Origin of the sequence: Streptococcus sanguinis (assembly GCF_001078705.1) — a bacterium.
Classification (GTDB): Bacteria; Bacillota; Bacilli; order Lactobacillales; family Streptococcaceae; genus Streptococcus; species Streptococcus sanguinis_D.
Map to the genome: position 1 here is coordinate 865,034 of NZ_CDMW01000001.1, position 18,183 is coordinate 883,216.

Sequence of the window (18,183 nt, forward strand, 5' to 3'; positions counted from 1 at the left end):
GAAGTTTTATGGAAAAATTTACAATTTACACGGGGACAACGGTTCCTCTCATGAACGATAATATCGACACGGACCAAATTTTGCCCAAGCAGTTTCTCAAGTTAATTGATAAAAAAGGCTTTGGCAAGTACCTCATGTACGCTTGGCGCTATCTGGACAATCAGTACACCGAAGATCCTGATTTCGTCTTTAATAGACCAGAGTACCGCAAGGCGACTATTCTGATTACAGGGGATAATTTCGGAGCGGGTTCCTCTCGGGAGCACGCTGCCTGGGCCTTAGCTGACTATGGCTTCAAGGTTGTTATTGCCGGATCTTTTGGCGATATTCACTACAATAACGAGCTTAATAACGGTATGCTGCCTATCGTCCAGCCACTGGAAGTCCGGCAAGCCTTGGCTAATCTGAAGCCGACGGATGAAGTGACGGTGGATTTGGAGCAGCAGAAGATTTTTTCACCGGTTGGAGAATTCTCCTTTGACATTGATGGTGAATGGAAGCACAAGCTCCTCAACGGTCTGGATGACATCGGCATTACGCTGCAGTATGAGGATTTGATTGCAGAATATGAAAAAAATCGTCCATCTTATTGGCAGTAACCTTATTTTTGATATATTGAGAAAATTCTGAAAAAACCTTGTATCCGATAAAAATATATGGTAAAATAAATCTTAATTTAATAGAAAAGGAAGAAACTTATGACAAAACACATTCAATGGAACGGACAGCTTTCACAAGAAGGTTATGACATCTTGAAAGGCGACGGCGGCTGCATCGTTTGCCCGACCAAGGTGGGTTACATCATCATGACCAGCGATAAAGCTGGTTTGGAGCGTAAGTTCGAAGCTAAGGCTCGTAACCGTAATAAGCCAGGTGTTGTCCTCTGTGGCAGTATGGATGAGCTCCGTGCTTTGGCTCAGCTGAATCCGGAAATTGAAGCTTTTTATCAAAAGCATTGGGATGAAGACATCCTCTTGGGCTGTATCCTTCCATGGAAGCCAGAAGCATTTGAAAAGCTTAAAGCCTATGGTGACGGTCGGGAAGAGCTGATGACAGATGTTCGTGGAACTAGCTGTTTTGTTATTAAGTTTGGTAAGGCGGGCGAGCAGCTGGCAGCTAAGCTTTGGGAAGAAGGCAAGATGGTTTATGCTTCCTCAGCTAACCCATCCGGTAAAGGAAACCGCGGCAAGGTCGAAGGAATTGGCGAGCGTATCGAAAATGCTGTTGACTTAGTCATTGAAGCAGATGACTATGTAGCTTCTATCCAGCCAGACAAGACCATTGAAACTCGCTATGAGCAAGGCGTTATGGTCTCCATGGTGGACAAGGATGGAAAACTGATTCCAGAACAAGGTGGCCAACGTTCCATCTCACCAGCACCAGTGGTCATTCGCAAAGGTTTGGACATCGATAAAATCATGATGCACCTGTCCGATACTTTCAACTCATGGGATTACCGTCAGGGTGAATATTACTAAGATAAAAAAGAAGCTCAGTGTGGTAGGGGTATTTCCTCTTTACACTGAGTTTTTTGTTTATAATTTCTTTTATTTTTCCTGTAATTATGCTATGATAGAAAAAAACTATATTATCCTTTTAAAATTAGGATTTTTTAATTCTTATCTCATGATGTAGAGCGCTATCTGTATTGTTTTCGCAGCAACGCAAAGGATTAGAAAATGAATATAAGATTTTAAAGGTTAGGTTAAAAAGTTGGAGGATTTTTATGGAAAATAAAGTAGATTACTGGATGATAGTAGCCGGAAGTGGTGGAAGCTTATGGGAGCTTTTTAAAAAAGAGAAGATTGCGTGCATTGATTTTAGTTCAGATCTAGGAAATCTTTTAGACTATACAAGTCCAGAAGATTTAAATCAAGGAACTAGACAAAATCAGTTCATCTGGCAATTTGCTCATGATATAAAGGTAAATGATTATATTATTGCAACTTCTGGATTTGATAGAATTTTTGGTATTGGGCGATGTGTAGAAACTTATTATTATGATGATAGAAAGCAAAAATTTAGACATTGTATTGGAGTTGATTGGTTAAAAGCAGATGGTGAGTGGAGATATCAAAATAAAAAAGGAGCTAGGCAGACTGTAAATTGGGATAGATCTACCGATCGTATTAATTTATATAAATCTATTTTAAATGATACATACGGAAACAATACAGAGAAAAATGTTATGAATAAAAATATAAATAATTATATAGAAAAACTAGAAAAATCAAAAAACCTCATCCTCCGTGGTGCTCCTGGTACGGGAAAAACCTATCTTGCTAGACAAATTGCAAGGGAGTTGACTGGAGGAAATGAGGAACAAATCGATTTTGTACAATTCCATCCATCTTATGACTATACAGATTTTGTAGAGGGGTTGCGACCTGTTTCTAATGATAATAGCCAGATAAGTTTTGAGTTACAAGATGGAATTTTTAAGAAGTTTTGTCAGAAAGCTAACGAAGCTCAAAAAACAGGAGGACAAGATAATTTTGATGAAGCTTGGAATGCCTATCTTGAATATGTAAATAATAGAAATGAAAAAGAGCGTTTGACAGATTTTTCTTATCTTACTGTTAATAGCCGGAATAATTTTAATGTCAATTATGAGAGCAAAAGTCAAGGGACAGTCTTGACTAAATCCTATGTCTATGAACTCTATAAAGATGAAAATTATTTAAAACAGACTTATTATCGTAGTCAGGGAAAAAAAGTTCTTGAAACGTTAAGAAAAAAATTTGGTCTAAAAGACTATATTTCTCCAACAGAAATTGATACAGACAAGAAATTCGTCTTCATCATCGATGAAATTAATCGTGGTGAGATTTCTAAGATTTTTGGGGAACTTTTTTTCTCTATTGATCCGGGCTATCGTGGTAAGGATGGAGAGGTTTCGACCCAATATGCTAATTTACATGAAACTAATGAGAAGTTTTATATTCCTGAAAATGTCTACATCATCGGAACGATGAATGATATTGACCGCTCGGTGGATACCTTTGATTTTGCCATGCGCCGTCGTTTCCGTTTTGTAGAAATCACGGCTGAAAGTCAGCTGGGAATGCTTGATAAACTTCTTGGAGATGGTGCTGAAGAAGCGAAAATACGTCTAAGAAACTTGAATGCTGCCATAGAAAAAGTAGAAGAGCTCAATAGTCATTACCATGTTGGACCAAGTTATTTCCTTAAGTTGCAGGAAGTAGACTTTGACTATGAATTGCTCTGGTCCGATTATATTAAGCCGCTCCTAGAAGACTACTTGCGAGGTTCTTATGAAGAAGTTGAAACTTTGGAAACTTTGAAAAAGGCATTTGATAAGACAAGCAACGAGCGAACCAATCAGTCAATAACTGGTGACAATGAAAGCGATGGAAATGACGATACGGATAACAGATAATCAGCAACTTATAAAAAAAGAGGATTTTGTTGAAATCTACCCAAAAATTAGTCAGGTACTTTTAGATAGAACTTTAGAAAGTCTTTCTCAAGAGGATGGTGTTTTCATTTTTCCAAATGACTTGAAAAATACTTCTGACTTGGACAAGGATCATAAAATTTTTGAAACTGTAAATCAGAACATTAAGACAGGAAATGTGATTGGTTTTCTGGGTTACGGTCAGGAAAGATTAACGATTTCCTCTCGTTTTTCAAATGCTAATAACGACTATTTTTTACATTATCTCTTGCAGAAGGTCCTAAATATCAATCTCACTAACTTGGATGTTGGTTTATCTAGCGAAGATAAACTCTATCAACTATTGGTTTACCTCTTTCCAAAATATCTGCAAGCGGCTTTGAGAAAAGGGCTTTATAAGGAATACCAGAGGTTTTTCCATAATGATAGCCATGTAAAGGGAGCGATTGATGTAGGAAATCATCTTAAGAAAAATGTTCCTTTTATAGGAAATATTTCCTACACTACTAGAGAGTTTGCTTATGATAATCCATTGATGCAGCTGATTCGACACACTATTGAGTACATTAAGAATCAGAAAACAATTGGAAGTGGAGTGTTTGATGCTAATCGTGAAAATGTAACAGAAATTATCCGCGTGACTCCGTCTTATAAACTAGCTGATCGTATTAAGATTATCAGACTGAATCAAACTAAACCTGTTCGTCATGCCTATTTTCGAGAATATAGAAAATTACAGGAACTCTGTCTGTTGATTCTAAGTAGAGAAAAGCACGGTTTAGGACTTCAAGAGCAAAAAATACACGGTGTTCTCTTTGATGTTGCTTGGCTTTGGGAAGAGTATGTCCAGACATTATTGCCAGAAGGTTTTATTCATCCACGAAATAAAGAAAAGACGGAAGGGATTTCTGTATTTAGCAGTCATATTCGAAAGGTTTATCCAGACTTCTATCATAAAGATTTAAAAATCGTACTAGATGCTAAATATAAAAAGCTAGAATTTACTGAAAAAGGAATCAATCGAGAGGATTTATATCAACTGATTTCCTATACATACATTTTAGAAGCTAAAACAGCCGGTCTTATTTTCCCAAGCGTGGAGAAGGTTGTTGATAACGACATAGGTACATTAGCAGGTTACGGGGCACTCTTGAAAAAGTGGTCCATTCTTGTTCCTCAAGAAGCTGAAAATTATGACCATTTTGTTCAACAGATACATCAATCGGAAACAATAAATTTTAGATTTTAAAGCAGGTTGAACCTGCTTTTTTCTATACCTATTTTTAAGTTGTATCAAAATAGAACAAAATTCTTGATAGTTGAAATCACAAGTGTTACAATGGAACTGTTCGTTTTGGATGATAATGGATTGATTGTTGAGCATTGGGACAATAAAGAAGTCATGCCTAAGGTAGAAGACTTGACGAATCGAGGGAAGTTTTAAAATGAGGACAAAGAATGATTGAATATAAAAATGTGGCGCTACGCTATACAGAAAAGGATGTCTTGAGAGATGTCAACTTACAGATTGAGGATGGTGAATTTATGGTTTTAGTGGGTCCTTCTGGGTCCGGTAAGACAACCATGCTCAAGATGATCAACCGTCTTTTGGAACCAACTGATGGAAATATTTACATGGATGGCAAGCGGATTAAGGATTATGATGAGCGTGAGCTGCGCCTTTCTACTGGCTATGTCTTACAGGCGATTGCCCTCTTCCCAAACCTAACGGTGGCTGAAAATATTGCTCTTATTCCTGAAATGAAAGGATGGAGCAAGTCAGATATTGAGCAGAAGACCGATGAATTGCTGGAGTTAGTAGGCTTGCCTGCTGAAGACTATGCTCAGCGCATGCCGAGTGAGCTGTCTGGTGGTGAGCAGCAGCGGGTGGGCATTGTCCGTGCCATTATCGCCCAACCCAAAATCCTGCTGATGGACGAACCGTTCTCAGCTCTTGATGCCATCTCGCGTAAGCAATTGCAGAGCTTGACCAAGAGTATCCATGACCAGTTTGGAATGACGACAATCTTTGTGACCCATGATACGGATGAGGCTTTAAAATTGGGGAATCGGATTGCTGTTCTGCAGGATGGGGAGATTCGTCAAGTGGCGACACCTGATGAAATCTTATCTTCACCTGCGACCAGCTTCGTAGCAGATTTATTTGGAGGTGTTCAACATGGCTAATTTGTTTTCTACTTTTCAGGAGCGCTTTGGCGAATGGTTGGCAGCCTTAGGGCAACATCTCCAGCTGTCTCTTCTGACTTTACTAGTGGCCATATTCCTGACCATTCCGCTTGCTATCTATCTACATAGTCATAAAAAAGTAGCCAATTGGGTGCTGCAAATTGCGGGAATCTTTCAAACCATTCCTTCAATGGCCTTGCTGGGACTCTTTATCCCCCTCATGGGGATTGGTACATTGCCGGCACTGACTGCTCTGGTGATTTACGCTATTTTCCCGATTTTAGAAAATACTGTCACAGCTTTGAATGGGATTGATCCTAGTTTAGAAGAAGCTGGAATCGCCTTTGGGATGACCAAGTGGGAACGACTCAAGAAGTTTGAACTGCCTCTAGCTATGCCTGTCATCGTCTCAGGAGTTCGGACGGCAACAGTTATGATTATCGGAACAGCAACTCTAGCAGCCCTTGTCGGAGCTGGTGGATTAGGTTCTTTTATCCTTCTAGGAATTGACCGTCGCAATGCCAGTCTAATTTTGATTGGAGCAATTTCATCCGCGGTTTTGGCTATTCTTTTCAACACTCTCCTTAAATGGATGGAAAAAGCTAAGCTTCGGACGGTATTTACAGCTTTTGCTGTCTTAATCCTCGGCCTCGGCGCTTCTTACACACCCAGTCTGCTTCCCAAGCAGGAGAAGGATCATCTGGTTATAGCTGGGAAATTGGGTCCAGAGCCAGAAATTCTCATGAATATGTATAAACTTCTCATAGAGGAAAATACGGATATGACTGTGACAGTCAAACCTAATTTTGGGAAGACCGACTTCCTTTATCAAGCACTGAAAAAAGGTGATATTGATATCTATCCTGAGTTTACCGGTACGATTACCGGAACTCTCTTGCAGCCTGCTCCAAAGGTCAGCAATGATGCTGAAGAAGTTTTTGAAGCAGCACGTGATGGAATCAAAAAACAGGACAATCTAGTCTTGCTCAATCACATGGCCTATCAGAATACCTATGCCATCGCAGTACCTAAGAGTGTCGCCAAAGAATACAATCTTAAAACTATCTCTGATCTTAAAGCAGTCCAAGACAAGCTTAAGGCAGGGTTTACCTTGGAATTTAATGATCGTGAAGATGGAAACAAGGGACTCCAGTCTGTCTATGGACTGAATCTCAATGTGTCAACCATGGAGCCAGCGCTCCGCTACCAAGCTATCCAGTCGGGTGATATTCAAATCACGGATGCCTATTCGACTGACGCAGAACTTGCGCGTTATGATTTACAAGTTTTAGAAGACGATAAGCACCTTTTCCCTCCTTATCAAGGAGCGCCTCTCATGAAAGCTGAATTGCTCGAAAAACACCCTGAATTGGAAGGTATTCTCAATAAACTATCTGGCAAAATTACGGAAAGCCAGATGAGTCAGATGAATTATCAAGTTGGCATCGAAGGCAAAAAAGCCGAAGCTGTTGCGCGTGATTATCTGGTCAAGGAAGGACTTTTAAAAAAATAAGAAGTAAAAGAGTTAGACTTGTCTGGTCTAGCTTTTTTGCTTACTTGAGGATAGACAGAATACGGATTGGAGGAGGTGAGTTGATCTCTTAGTCAGGAAATCTTCATTCATTTTTGGTATAATAAAGTATCAATTCATGGAGGTGTTCCGATGGCATCTAGTCAAGAATATTTGGATTTTATTCTGAAGCAGCTGCAGGGTTTAGGTCAAGAAATTAGCTTTCGCAAGATGATGGGAGAGTATTTGCTCTATTATCGGGGGCGCTTATTTGGTGGGATTTATGACAATCTCTTGTTGCTCAAGGCAGTCCAGCCAGCTCTCGATCTTTTGGAAAATCCAGTCTATGAAACTCCTTATCCAGGCGCAAAGCCAATGCTTCATATAAAAGAAGTAGAAGATGCTGCCTTCCTCTGTAATCTAATTGAAGCTGCCTATCCTGCCTTACCAGCACCTAAAAATAAAAAATAGCCTTTCCTTTACAATGGATATTCTAAAAAGTTGCCGTTTAAATAGACATTTTTAAAATTTTCCTTTATAATGGACTTAAAGGGGGTTAGTATGCTTTATATTGCTCTTATTGGAGATTTAATTGAATCCAAACAGCTGAAAAATCGTAAGCAGGCCCAGAAGGACCTGCAGGACATGATGGCAGCGCTAAATCAGGATTATCAGGATTATCTGGTGTCGCCTTTCACGGTAACGACTGGAGATGAGTTTCAGGCTTTGCTGCGGCCTAATCCAGAGATCATGCAGCTCCTTGATCAGATTGCCTTGGGCTTTCCTCATCCGATTCGCTTTGGACTTGGTCTGGGGGAGATTGTGACGGATATTAATCGGGAGCAGAGTATTGGTGCGGACGGTCCGGCTTACTGGAGGGCGCGCGCAGCCATTGAGGCTATTCATGAGAAGAACGACTACGGTAGCAGTCGTATAGCTGTATCCTTGGGAGAGGAAGAACTCAGTCAGGCGGTCAATACGGTGCTGGCAGCTACTTCATTCATCCAGAGTAAGTGGAATAACAGTCAGAGAGAAGTTCTGGAGCGGATGCTCATGGAATATATCTATGACGAGAATTTTTCTCATGGAGAAATAGCAGAGCTGTTGCAGATTAGTCCCAGTGCGCTTAGTAAGCGGCTTAAGTCGTCTGGTCTGAAGATCTATCTGAGAAATCGCCGTTTAGCTATGAGAATGATTCTACAGGCAGCAAAGGAGGCTGAAGAATGACAAATTTTTTGGGATTTTCAGAATTTTTCATGCAGAATCCGATTCTTGTTTTGACTTTGCTGGCTCATGTACTAGCTGATTTTCAGCTTCAAAGTCAGAAAATGGCCGACCTTAAAAGCCGGCGGTTGAATTTTTTGATTCTCCATTTGGGAATTGTTCTATTACCCTTGTTGCTCTTGGGGATAATTTTCCCTAAGTATCTGCTATATTTCCTCTTGGTCTGGCTCAGTCATGCGCTTATTGACTTCTTGAAGTATAGGCTGAATTCTTTGATTGTCCGGCATCATGTTCAAAAGTCAGCCTTTTTACTGGATCAGATCTTGCATTTGATTAGTATTTTTGCTCTTTATTTTCTCTTAGGGCAGCAGCAAATTCCAGCTCCTAATTGGCTGTCTGAGCGCTATCTCATGCTGCAGGCTCTCTTTTTCTTCGCCCTGACTGGTAAGCCGATTAATATCCTCTTTAAACTCTTCTTCAGCAAGTATCAGGCTGGAGAAGACAGTGGAGATACTATTGCGGGGGCTGGTGCCATGATTGGGATTTTGGAGCGCTTGATTATGGGACTTTCTCTTATTTTCGGGCAGTTTACTGCCATTGGGCTAGTTTTTACAGCTAAGTCTATCGCCCGCTATAATAAGATTTCAGAAAGCCAGTCCTTTGCTGAATACTACCTGATTGGTTCGCTGTTCAGTATGATTGCAGTCCTGCTGGTTTACGGCTGTCTGTATTGGTAAAAGTAAATAAAAAAACAGATCATCATTATTATGCTAAGCACGAATGATGGTCTGTTTTTGTGTTCTTATCTATAATTCTACTCAATCATGGTATTGACAGCAGTGCCTGTTTGGTAGTCAATCTCTGCATTTGGAGAAACATTGTCCAAGAGGACATGAGACATTCCGTCCTCGTCTATTGTTTCCTTGCCCCCTAGCTGGATGCTGACAACATTTCCTTCTGCGTCAAGCCCGACATACTGGAGCTCAATCTTGCGAGGAAGAAGCTCATTGTCCGTGTAAATCGGAGTAACCTTGTAATCCAGCCAATAATCTGGATTTTCCTCTAACCAGCGCTCCAAGCGATGTTCATAATAGAGCATGCTGTCTGGGTTATTGTCGTCCAGTCCTTGGAAACTGCCAGAGTTGAGCCAAGCAGTCATCGGAACGAGGTTTTTTCCTTCGTTATTGAGGCCGCTGAAAGTGAAGCCAATCAGATGAGCTCGATTCATGAGCCAAGCCCGATAATCTCCATTTCCGTAGTAAAATTTGTAATTGTGCCAACCGATGGGATTGTAAGTGACCTTGGTCTCCTTTTTCTTTTTGGCTTTGTGTTTCTCCTGCATCTGAACATGAGCAGCAGTAGCCCGACCGTACTTGTCCTTTTTCCCAAGCTTTAGCTGATACTCTCCATTCAACTCCAGAGTGCCGATAGCTGTTTCATCGCTATGGTTAAGCAACTGGACCTTAATCTGGTTCTTCTGATTCGCAGCAACATTTTCTGCAGGAAGAGCCTGTGAAAGTAACAACAAAGAGCCGGCTGACAGGACAAGCCAAGTGCCAAACCTAAACTTTTTCATAAAGAACTCCTTTTAAATAATATATCTCCGACATCATTCTACTAAAAAATAGATTGTTTGACAACTGAAACTTTTCAAAAATATTACAAAAATAAATATTTGTTCAATAAGTGCAAGATTTGACTAGGATGTGTATTTCTCCTATAATCATAACTAGAGAAAACGCTTGTATAAATTACCTAAGGAGGTGCTTATGAGTCCAACTTTAGAGGAAATGTCACTCGAGGAGCTGTGGCAGCTTTTTCCGATTTTTTTAAGAGAGCATCAGGATGAGTGGAAAGACTGGTATGCGGAGGAACGGCTTCGGCTTTTGAGTTTTTTGCCTGCAAATCAGCTGGTTCGGATTAGTCATATTGGGTCGACATCGGTAGAGACCATCTGGGCCAAGCCTATAGTGGATATCTTGCTGGAAATTCCTAAAGCGGCAGATATGGCAGTAATGAGAGACTTGCTGCTGCAAAATGGTTATCTGCTTATGTCAGAAAGCCAAGGGCGGATGTCATTTAATAAAGGTTACACACCGAACGGTTTTGCGGAGCGTGTTTTCCATCTGCATCTGCGCTATGAGGGTGATCATGATGAGCTTTACTTTAGAGACTATTTACAGGAACATCCTACTGTAGCCAAAGACTATGAAAAGATCAAGCTGTCCTTGTGGAAGCAATATGAGCACAATCGTGATGCCTATACAGAGGCGAAAACAGATTTTATCAAGAACCATACAGAGAAAGCTAAAAAGCTTTATGGCAGAAGATACGAGAGGGAAGACAGATGATTTATCTAGCAATGATTGGCCTTATGATTATTCTGGCTTTTCCTTACTTAATTTACCAATCTAAGAAACCATCAGGTTTTGTCGGCTTATGGATGATGAAATTGTGGAATCGTGTTTATATGCCCATGGTTTTTTGGTCGGTCAGTCAGCTGGGTTATAAGAAACAATTTGATTCAATTTTGGATGTTGGAGTTGGAAATGGAGCATCCTCGAAGTATTTGAAAATGCACTTTCCTGATAGCCAAGTTTTGGGGATTGATATTTCAACTACAGCCATCAAATCAGCTGAAGAATTGTCTGAGCCTGGCCTATCTTTCGAGGTGAAAAATGTTGAGAAAACAAATCTTCCGGTTGAGGAATTTGATTTGATTGTAGCCTTTCAGACCCATTTTCATTGGTCAAATCTAACTCAAGCGTTCCTAGAACTTAAGCGGATACTTAAGCCAGATGGAATCATCTTACTGGCATGTGAATGGAGCAAATTAGTTTATTACCTACCAGACTTTACAAAGCAAGAAAAACTGGAAAACTATTTGACAGATTTGGACCTGCATCTCATCGATAGTCAAAGAAAGGAACAATTGATTCTTTATAAGATCGTTAAAAAACAAGGAGGTATCCTATGAAACAATTATTTTTATGTTCTTATTTTGCGGGAGTCAAGGACTTGTTCGGACAATATGTGTCTGAAAAGCAATTGGGCAAACATGTGCTTTTTATCCCGACGGCTGGAAATGTAGAAGAATACAGAGGTTATATTGACGAAGCCCTGCAAACATTTGCGGACTTGGGATTTCAAGTAGAGGTCTTGGATATTTCAGCTTGTGATATAGAAACGGCTCAGGCCAAAATTTTCCAAAGCAAGCTCCTCTACGTCTCTGGCGGCAATACTTTTTATCTTCTGCAAGAACTAAAGAAAAGGCAACTTCTGTCTTTGATAAAAGAGCAGATTGCGGATGGCATGGTTTATGTGGGCGAATCTGCTGGTGCTATCATCACAGCCAAGGACATTGACTATAATAAGATTATGGACGATAAGGCGGTTGCTAAGGAACTGAATGATACAGAGGCACTAAGCGAGGTGGATTTTTATGTCCTGCCTCATGTTGGCGAAGAACCCTTTGCTGAAAGTGCTCAGGCAATCCTAAATACTTATGGAGACAAGCTTAATTTGCTGCCCCTTAATAATCGCCAAGCAGTGCTGGTGGAGGATGAGGAAGTGAAGGTTTTGGTGGAAAATAAATAAGAATGCGGGTGTAGTATTTTGATTGAAAAGACATACGAAACATCAAGTGGAGTCATTCACTATTGGACAAATGATATGGATGCGTCAGCAAAAAGTGCTCTTATCTTTTTACCTGGATTAACCGCTGACCATAGGTTATTTGAAAAACAAATAGAATATTTTAAAGATACATATAGAGTCTTGGTTTGGGACGCACCTGGACACGCTTCATCTAATCCATTCCGTCTCGATTTTACTTTATTTGATTTAGCAACTTGGCTGGATGAAATATTTGTCAAAGAGAGAATAGAAAATCCAATAGTAATTGGTCAGTCAATGGGAGGATATGTAGGACAGGTTTATGCTCAACTTTTTCCTGAGAAATTAAAAGGTCTTGTTACGATCGATTCACCATCCCTTCAAAGGAAGTATTATACAGCTATGGAATTGTGGCTCTTAAAAAATATGGAGGCAATTTATAGAATCTATCCATGGAAATCTCTTTTAAAATCAGGCCCTAAAAGCGTATCAACAACAGACTATGGAAGAAAATTGATGTATGATATGATGATGGTTTATGATGGCGATCAAGAAAGGTATGCTCGTCTTGCGGGATACGGATATAAGATATTTTCAGAAGCAGTAGAGAAGAAGCTATCTTATGAAGTAAAATGTCCACAATTGGTTATATGTGGAAAAGAAGATCGTGCAGGGTCTTGTATACGATATTTGAAGGCCTATGAAAGAAATACTGGGAAGTATGTTCAATGGATTGATAAGGCGGGGCATAATTCTAATACCGACCAACCCGATGTTGTAAATAGACTGATTGATGAATTTTTGGATAACAAAATTAAAGAAAAGCTTGGTTGAAAGACCGGCTTTTTGATATAATAGACTCTATGAACACAAAAGAAAAAATTTCAAATTATCAACTTTTACTGGCTCAGTTGGAAGCCTTGTTGGAGGGTGAGACCAATGCTTTGGCAAATCTTTCCAATGCTAGCGCCTTGCTCAATCAAGCTTTGCCTTAATAATCACCAAGCTTTGCTTGTGGAGGGTGAAGAAGTGAAAGTTTTGGAGGAGTAATAAAGTATTTTTGCTACGATTTTTAACAAAAGGTCTATAAAAAGTAAGAAAAGCTTGGTTGAAGTAACCAGCTTTTTTGCTATACTAACAGTGTAATCATAAAAAGGAGATTAAAAAATGATTTCTAAAAATATTGCTATTTTAAGAAAAAGAGAGAATATTTCTCAGGAAAAACTGGCCGAGGAAATAGGTGTATCAAGACAGACTATAGCAAAATGGGAAGCAGGAGAAAGCGTTCCAGATGTGATTTATTCCTCTCAATTAGCTGATTATTTTGATGTGAGTTTGGATGAACTAGTACATTTAGAGAGCAATTTATTGACAACTCCTAGTATCAAAGGGAAATATATTTTTGGAACAGTAACGGTGGGAGAGCGTGGTGAAATCCACTTACCCCCTCGGGCACGAAATATTTTTCAAATAAAAGCGGGAGATCAGCTTCTTTTGCTAGGAGATGAAAATCAAGGATTGGCGTTATTAGATCCGAATTTTTTTCTAGAAACTCCTAAGTATTTTTCAGAAAAGTAGGAGGCAATGAATGAAAAGGAAAATGATGTTAGTTATTTTGATATTGATAGCTGTTATATTGGTAAGTGCAGGGTGGTTTGCTTATCGTAATCTTCACTATGATAAGGCTAATCTTGAATATATCCGACAAGCTGGGATGATAGAAAAGCAAGTGACTTTACCAGATGGATCTCTTATAAATTATGGCGAAGGTCCCAAAAATGGTCCCCCTTTACTCCTGATCCATGGCCAGCAAGTATCTTGGGAGGACTACGCCAAGGTTTTTGGAGAATTGTCTAAGCGATATCATGTATATGCAGTAGATTGTTATGGACATGGTGGGTCTAGTAAAAATCCTGCTAAATATTCAGCACTGGAAAATAGTCAGGATTTCATTTGGTTTATTCATAATATTATAAAAGCTCCTGTGTTCATTTCAGGACATTCATCAGGAGGGCTTCTGGCAACAATGGTAGCTGCACTAGCTCCTGATACTGTTAGAGGACTATTGATAGAAGATGCACCGTTCTTTTCAACAGAGCCTAGTCGAGCACTTTCTACTTTTTCTTGGTTAGGATTTAAAGATATGTATGATTTCTTAAAAAGCGGTAAAAAAAATTATACTGCCTATTTTTTAGAACATACTTATTTAAAAAAACTTTTTGGTGAGGAAAATTTTAATAAAATTGTCAAAAAACCAGCTCTGAACTATATGAAAAATCATCCAGGAAAGATTCCTAGAATTTGGTACTATCCGCCAGAATTACAAGTGAATCTCATCTATGACTTAACAGCTAATTTACAGGATGGAACAGGAGATTACGATCTTCGTTTTGGCTCAACATTTTATGATTTTTCTTGGTTCAAGGGATTTGAACAGGAAGAAATCTTGAAAAAAGTTCAATGTCCATCTATATTGCTTCATGTGGCTCGGCCTTTGAATCAGAAAAATTACTATGATAAAAATGGGATTCTCTTGAGTGCTATGGATGACAAAGATGCTAAGCGAGTAGACAAACTTTTGTTGAACAATCATCTAATAGATAATATCAAGAGTGGGCATGATATTCATGCTGAAAAACCTGAGATTTTTATTCGGGCGATTGATGATTTACAAAAAAGGTGTAAATAGAATCTTAAAGGTGAGAGATGTTTTTGCTTTATCTATTGGGATTTTCACTTGACGAAAAGTTTAAAGTTTATTTTAGTTGTACTTCTTATTTTTATTTCAAAAACAGTCATCAGACTGTTTTTTTGATATAATAGACTCTATGAACACAAAAGAAAAAATTTCAAATTATCAACTTTTACTGGCTCAGTTGGAAGCCTTGTTGGAGGGTGAGACCAATGCTTTGGCAAATTTGTCGAACGCTAGCGCCCTGCTCAATCAAGCACTGCCCAATTCTGTTTTTACTGGGTTCTATCTTTTTGATGGAAATGAGCTGATTCTGGGGCCTTTTCAGGGCGGTGTTTCCTGTGTCCATATTACGCTGGGCAAGGGTGTCTGTGGGGAATCTGCGGAGAAAGAAGAGACGATCATCGTAGATGATGTGACTCAGCATGCCAACTATATCTCCTGTGACAGCAGAGCGAAAAGCGAAATTGTGGTGCCCATGGTAAAAGACGGTCGCCTTCTTGGAGTGCTGGATTTGGACTCATCCTTGACGGGTGATTATGATAAGGTAGATCACGAATATCTGGAAAAGTTTGTTCAGATTTTGCTTGAAAAAACGACTTGGAATTTTGAAATGTTTGGAGAAAAAGCCTAATGTATCAAGCTTTATATCGGAAATACCGCAGTCAGACCTTTGGACAGCTAGTGGGTCAGCAAGTAGTGGCCACCACCCTGCGGCAGGCTGTGGAGCAAGGGAAAATCAGTCATGCTTATCTCTTTTCTGGTCCTCGTGGAACAGGGAAGACCAGCGTTGCCAAGATTTTTGCCAAGGCTATGAATTGTCCGAATCAAAAGGACGGCGAGCCCTGCAATGACTGCTATATTTGTAAGGCCATTACTGAGGGGAGCCTTGAAGATGTCATCGAAATCGACGCTGCTTCAAATAATGGGGTAGATGAGATTCGTGACATTCGGGACAAGTCAACCTATGCACCCAGTCTTGCCAAGCACAAGGTCTATATCATTGACGAGGTCCACATGCTCTCGACTGGGGCTTTTAACGCCTTGCTTAAGACCTTGGAAGAGCCAACGGAAAATGTGGTTTTTATCCTAGCGACGACAGAGCTGCATAAGATTCCAGCGACCATTCTTTCTCGCGTCCAGCGTTTTGAGTTTAAGTCTATCAAGACGCAGGACATTATTGGTCATATTGAGTGGATTTTAGAGCAGGAAGGTATTGATTTTGAGCAAGAAGGTGTGCAGATTATTGCCCGTCGAGCTGAGGGCGGTATGCGGGATGCCCTATCTATACTTGACCAGGCTCTTAGCTTAACTCAGGAAAATCGTTTGACTACAGACATAGCTGAAGAAATCACTGGCTCCATCAGCTTAGGAGCCTTGGATGCCTATGTAGCAGCCTTGATTTCTCATGATGCAGTAGCAGCCTTGGATAATCTCAATCTGATTTTTGATAGCGGCAAAAATATGGCCCGTTTTGTGACGGACCTCCTGCAATATCTACGTGACCTAATCATTGTCAAAACTGGCGGGGAGAATCATCATGCTAGTGAGCTCTTTCTGGAAAACCTCAAGACACCGCAGGACACTCTCTTTGCCATGATCGATATGGCGACCAAGAGTTTGGCAGACATCAAGAACAGCCTGCAGCCCAAGATTTATACAGAAATGATGACCATTCGACTGGCAGAGACTAGCAGTCTTCCTGCAGCGCCAGCGATTCCGGATAATCTAGCTGATGAGCTCAAGGGTCTGAGACAAGAGATAGATAGTCTTAAACAGCAGCTGGCTAATGGCAATGGAAAACCTGCAGCAGCTGTCAAAACTTCGGATATTCGACCGCAGAAATCTAAGGGCTACCGAGCAGACCGCAATAAGGTCAATGCCATCCTAGAAGAGGCTGTTGACAATCCTAGTCTGGCTCGCAGCAACCTGACTAAGCTGCAGAATGCTTGGGCTGAGATTATCGAAAGTCTGGCTGGAGCTGATAAGGCCTTGCTGGCAGGATCGCAGCCAGTGGCAGCCAATGAAAGCCATGCTATCTTAGCTTTTGGGTCTAATTTCAACGCTGAGCAGACCATGAAGCGGGACAATCTCAATACTATGTTTGGTAATATCCTCAGCAATGCGGCAGGATTTTCACCAGAGATTTTGGCTATTTCCTTAGAAGAGTGGACCAAGATTCGGGCGGACTTTTCAGCTCGCAGCCGCAATGGCAAGGCAGAGGCTGAAGAGAAGGAAGAGGAAAGCTTGATTCCAGAGGGATTTGACTTTTTAGCAGAAAAAATTACCATTCAAGAGGACTAAAAAAAGATTTTTCTAGTTTTTCGTGTTATAATAAATTTATGAACAGACGACAATTTATTGTAATGGCTGTTTTTACGGCCTTAGAAACCTATTTTTTCAATGAATCTATCATGGCGGGGCGCTATTTTATGGCTGCTTTCTTGGCCGTTTTAGTGCTGCGCAATCTGCAGATTTCCTATGTCATGGGGCGGATTGTGGATGAAATCGATAAACATTTAGGACCGAAATAATGAAAACAGGACTGAGTCATTAAGACTCAGTCCTTTTGAAATGAATTTTTCTGATTACCAACTGTTTAGCGAGACTTCACCGCTGTTGAGCCAGATTTCTTGACCATCTGTCAGCTGGACTAAGAGTTGCCCGCTGTCTGAGATGTCTTTGGCCAAACCTTGGTAGTCTGCGCCTTTTTGGCTGAAGCTTACTTGCCGTCCCAGCACCAAGGATTGCTGCTTGTAGAGATAGATGAGCTCTTCTGGGTCACTTTCGTAGAAGCATTTCCAAATCTCTGCAATGAGCTCATTGCGACTAATGGCTGGTTTCTCTTCAAAGAGAGAGCCGGCTTTTTCTTTGATGTCGGCTGGAAAGTCTGTAATGAAAAAATTAAAGCCAACACCGATGATGACATCGGTGACGAGTCCTGTCTCAATAGAAGTCGTAGCCTCGGTCAGGATGCCGGAAATTTTCTTGTTTCGATAGTAAATGTCATTGACCCACTTGATATCAACCTCTATAAGGGTTAGATTTTTTACTGCCTTGTAGATAGCTCCTGCGGTCAAGATTGTATAGGAGGGGAGCTGGTCGAAGGGGAGGTTGGGCTTGAGGTGGAGAGACATGTAAAAGCCGCCCTGGCTGGGGCAGAAGAAAGCACGACCGAAACGGCCACGGCCAGCAGATTGGGCAGCGGCTAGATAGAGAGTGTCGGCAGGGCGTCCGGCCTCCATGCCAGCCTTGGCATCCATCTGAGTGGACTGGCAGTCAGGATTAAAGGAGACCTGAACAGGTGAGTGTTCCTCAATCCAATCAGGAATTAGTAAGTCACCCGCTGTCAATCGATAGCCTCGGTTCTTGACGGATTCGATTTGGATGCCTTCTTTCTCCAGTTTTTGAATGGCCTTCCAAATAGAAGTTCGTGAAATGCCCAATTCTTGGGCTATTTTTTCACCGTTGACATAGTCGTCAGCTTGGCTGAGGATGTTAAAGAGTTTTTCGTAGGTTTTCATAGGCGGTCTTTCT

20 protein-coding genes and 2 pseudogenes are annotated in these 18,183 nt (G+C 40.6%); 20 read left to right on the plus strand and 2 right to left on the minus strand.

What is annotated here, in order from left to right; genetic code table 11:
* The first annotated feature begins 8 nt into the window (after positions 1-8).
* The 10 genes and pseudogenes from leuD to SSV_RS04425 all read left to right on the plus strand — a co-directional run bounded on the left by leuD (position 9) and on the right by SSV_RS04425 (position 9,076).
* Positions 9-599 carry a 3-isopropylmalate dehydratase small subunit gene (leuD, locus tag SSV_RS04385; RefSeq protein WP_002895722.1) on the plus strand — a complete coding sequence of 197 codons (591 nt, stop codon included), beginning with the start codon at positions 9-11 and terminating at the stop codon, positions 597-599.
* Between the two features lie 99 nt (positions 600-698).
* On the plus strand, positions 699-1,478 hold the full coding sequence (locus tag SSV_RS04390; protein ID WP_037618002.1) for an L-threonylcarbamoyladenylate synthase: 780 nt from the start codon (positions 699-701) through the stop codon (positions 1,476-1,478).
* Positions 1,479-1,726: 248 nt separating this feature from the next.
* Complete coding sequence (locus tag SSV_RS04395) at positions 1,727-3,400, plus strand: AAA family ATPase (protein WP_176693559.1); 1,674 nt, start codon at positions 1,727-1,729, stop codon at positions 3,398-3,400.
* Entirely contained in the window at positions 3,363-4,667 is a 1,305-nt protein-coding gene (locus SSV_RS04400; RefSeq protein WP_072073833.1) for an McrC family protein, read from the plus strand. The genes SSV_RS04395 and SSV_RS04400 overlap by 38 nt, the downstream gene beginning before the upstream one ends.
* A 111-nt stretch (positions 4,668-4,778) precedes the next feature.
* Positions 4,779-4,862: pseudogene (locus tag SSV_RS12410) on the plus strand (nuclear transport factor 2 family protein); the annotation flags it as partial.
* 14 nt (positions 4,863-4,876) lie between these two features.
* Positions 4,877-5,605 (plus strand): ABC transporter ATP-binding protein, encoded by a 729-nt coding sequence (locus tag SSV_RS04405; protein ID WP_072073834.1) that lies wholly within the window; start codon positions 4,877-4,879, stop codon positions 5,603-5,605.
* Positions 5,598-7,118 carry an ABC transporter permease/substrate-binding protein gene (locus tag SSV_RS04410; protein ID WP_072073835.1) on the plus strand — a complete coding sequence of 507 codons (1,521 nt, stop codon included), beginning with the start codon at positions 5,598-5,600 and terminating at the stop codon, positions 7,116-7,118. The genes SSV_RS04405 and SSV_RS04410 overlap by 8 nt, the downstream gene beginning before the upstream one ends.
* Positions 7,119-7,268: 150 nt before the next feature.
* The gene (locus SSV_RS04415) at positions 7,269-7,586 is read left to right on the plus strand and encodes a TfoX/Sxy family protein (protein ID WP_072073836.1); all 318 of its coding nucleotides are present in this window, start codon (positions 7,269-7,271) and stop codon (positions 7,584-7,586) included.
* Positions 7,587-7,676: 90 nt separating this feature from the next.
* Complete coding sequence (locus SSV_RS04420; RefSeq protein WP_072073837.1) at positions 7,677-8,342, plus strand: SatD family protein; 666 nt, start codon at positions 7,677-7,679, stop codon at positions 8,340-8,342.
* Positions 8,339-9,076: a DUF3307 domain-containing protein gene (locus tag SSV_RS04425; RefSeq protein ID WP_072073838.1), complete on the plus strand. Its 738-nt coding sequence runs from the start codon at positions 8,339-8,341 to the stop codon at positions 9,074-9,076. The genes SSV_RS04420 and SSV_RS04425 overlap by 4 nt, the downstream gene beginning before the upstream one ends.
* Positions 9,077-9,153: 77 nt before the next feature.
* Here the strand turns inward: SSV_RS04425 and SSV_RS04430 are convergent, their stop codons facing one another.
* Entirely contained in the window at positions 9,154-9,915 is a 762-nt protein-coding gene (locus tag SSV_RS04430; RefSeq protein WP_072073839.1) for a DNA/RNA non-specific endonuclease, read from the minus strand.
* Between the two features lie 193 nt (positions 9,916-10,108).
* On the opposite strand from SSV_RS04430, the gene SSV_RS04435 reads away from it, so the two are divergent.
* From SSV_RS04435 to SSV_RS04480, 10 genes and pseudogenes are all read left to right on the plus strand, one after another.
* Positions 10,109-10,690, plus strand: coding sequence for a GrpB family protein (locus SSV_RS04435; protein WP_072073840.1), 582 nt, complete (start codon positions 10,109-10,111; stop codon positions 10,688-10,690).
* Positions 10,687-11,316: a class I SAM-dependent methyltransferase gene (locus SSV_RS04440; RefSeq protein ID WP_072073841.1), complete on the plus strand. Its 630-nt coding sequence runs from the start codon at positions 10,687-10,689 to the stop codon at positions 11,314-11,316. Before SSV_RS04435 ends, SSV_RS04440 begins: the two co-directional genes overlap by 4 nt.
* Complete coding sequence (locus SSV_RS04445) at positions 11,313-11,936, plus strand: Type 1 glutamine amidotransferase-like domain-containing protein (protein WP_072073842.1); 624 nt, start codon at positions 11,313-11,315, stop codon at positions 11,934-11,936. The genes SSV_RS04440 and SSV_RS04445 overlap by 4 nt, the downstream gene beginning before the upstream one ends.
* A gap of 18 nt (positions 11,937-11,954) precedes the next feature.
* A complete protein-coding gene (locus tag SSV_RS04450) occupies positions 11,955-12,788 on the plus strand; it encodes an alpha/beta fold hydrolase (protein WP_176693560.1) in 834 nt (277 codons plus the stop codon).
* A 29-nt stretch (positions 12,789-12,817) separates the two neighbouring features.
* Positions 12,818-12,946: pseudogene (locus tag SSV_RS04455) on the plus strand (GAF domain-containing protein); the annotation flags it as partial.
* A 175-nt stretch (positions 12,947-13,121) separates the two neighbouring features.
* Complete coding sequence (locus tag SSV_RS04460; protein WP_008808897.1) at positions 13,122-13,532, plus strand: helix-turn-helix domain-containing protein; 411 nt, start codon at positions 13,122-13,124, stop codon at positions 13,530-13,532.
* Positions 13,533-13,542: 10 nt separating this feature from the next.
* A complete protein-coding gene (locus SSV_RS04465; protein WP_072073844.1) occupies positions 13,543-14,643 on the plus strand; it encodes an alpha/beta fold hydrolase in 1,101 nt (366 codons plus the stop codon).
* A 139-nt stretch (positions 14,644-14,782) separates the two neighbouring features.
* The gene (locus tag SSV_RS04470) at positions 14,783-15,280 is read left to right on the plus strand and encodes a GAF domain-containing protein (RefSeq protein ID WP_072073845.1); all 498 of its coding nucleotides are present in this window, start codon (positions 14,783-14,785) and stop codon (positions 15,278-15,280) included.
* On the plus strand, positions 15,280-16,950 hold the full coding sequence (gene dnaX / locus SSV_RS04475; RefSeq protein WP_072073846.1) for a DNA polymerase III subunit gamma/tau: 1,671 nt from the start codon (positions 15,280-15,282) through the stop codon (positions 16,948-16,950). Before SSV_RS04470 ends, dnaX begins: the two co-directional genes overlap by 1 nt.
* Positions 16,951-16,988: 38 nt before the next feature.
* Positions 16,989-17,180, plus strand: a complete 192-nt coding sequence (locus tag SSV_RS04480; RefSeq protein WP_072073847.1) for a DUF3272 family protein — start codon at positions 16,989-16,991, stop codon at positions 17,178-17,180.
* A 54-nt stretch (positions 17,181-17,234) separates the two neighbouring features.
* Here the strand turns inward: SSV_RS04480 and birA are convergent, their stop codons facing one another.
* Entirely contained in the window at positions 17,235-18,170 is a 936-nt protein-coding gene (gene birA / locus SSV_RS04485) for a bifunctional biotin--[acetyl-CoA-carboxylase] ligase/biotin operon repressor BirA (protein ID WP_072073848.1), read from the minus strand.
* Positions 18,171-18,183 lie beyond the last annotated feature (13 nt).

Bases quoted from the DNA above. Each gene is read 5' to 3' on its own strand.
- SSV_RS04425 (WP_072073838.1), top strand. From the start codon at position 8,339: ATGACAAATTTTTTGGGATTTTCAGAATTTTTCATGCAGAATCCGATT.
- dnaX (WP_072073846.1), top strand. From the start codon at position 15,280: ATGTATCAAGCTTTATATCGGAAATACCGCAGTCAGACCTTTGGACAG.
- SSV_RS04395 (WP_176693559.1), top strand. From the start codon at position 1,727: ATGGAAAATAAAGTAGATTACTGGATGATAGTAGCCGGAAGTGGTGGA.
- SSV_RS04415 (WP_072073836.1), top strand. From the start codon at position 7,269: ATGGCATCTAGTCAAGAATATTTGGATTTTATTCTGAAGCAGCTGCAG.
- SSV_RS04435 (WP_072073840.1), top strand. From the start codon at position 10,109: ATGAGTCCAACTTTAGAGGAAATGTCACTCGAGGAGCTGTGGCAGCTT.
- SSV_RS04465 (WP_072073844.1), top strand. From the start codon at position 13,543: ATGAAAAGGAAAATGATGTTAGTTATTTTGATATTGATAGCTGTTATA.
- SSV_RS04470 (WP_072073845.1), top strand. From the start codon at position 14,783: ATGAACACAAAAGAAAAAATTTCAAATTATCAACTTTTACTGGCTCAG.
- SSV_RS04410 (WP_072073835.1), top strand. From the start codon at position 5,598: ATGGCTAATTTGTTTTCTACTTTTCAGGAGCGCTTTGGCGAATGGTTG.
- SSV_RS04460 (WP_008808897.1), top strand. From the start codon at position 13,122: ATGATTTCTAAAAATATTGCTATTTTAAGAAAAAGAGAGAATATTTCT.
- SSV_RS04405 (WP_072073834.1), top strand. From the start codon at position 4,877: ATGATTGAATATAAAAATGTGGCGCTACGCTATACAGAAAAGGATGTC.
- birA (WP_072073848.1), bottom strand. From the start codon at position 18,170: ATGAAAACCTACGAAAAACTCTTTAACATCCTCAGCCAAGCTGACGAC.
- SSV_RS04480 (WP_072073847.1), top strand. From the start codon at position 16,989: ATGAACAGACGACAATTTATTGTAATGGCTGTTTTTACGGCCTTAGAA.
- SSV_RS04420 (WP_072073837.1), top strand. From the start codon at position 7,677: ATGCTTTATATTGCTCTTATTGGAGATTTAATTGAATCCAAACAGCTG.
- SSV_RS04400 (WP_072073833.1), top strand. From the start codon at position 3,363: ATGAAAGCGATGGAAATGACGATACGGATAACAGATAATCAGCAACTT.
- SSV_RS04390 (WP_037618002.1), top strand. From the start codon at position 699: ATGACAAAACACATTCAATGGAACGGACAGCTTTCACAAGAAGGTTAT.
- leuD (WP_002895722.1), top strand. From the start codon at position 9: ATGGAAAAATTTACAATTTACACGGGGACAACGGTTCCTCTCATGAAC.
- SSV_RS04445 (WP_072073842.1), top strand. From the start codon at position 11,313: ATGAAACAATTATTTTTATGTTCTTATTTTGCGGGAGTCAAGGACTTG.
- SSV_RS04430 (WP_072073839.1), bottom strand. From the start codon at position 9,915: ATGAAAAAGTTTAGGTTTGGCACTTGGCTTGTCCTGTCAGCCGGCTCT.
- SSV_RS04440 (WP_072073841.1), top strand. From the start codon at position 10,687: ATGATTTATCTAGCAATGATTGGCCTTATGATTATTCTGGCTTTTCCT.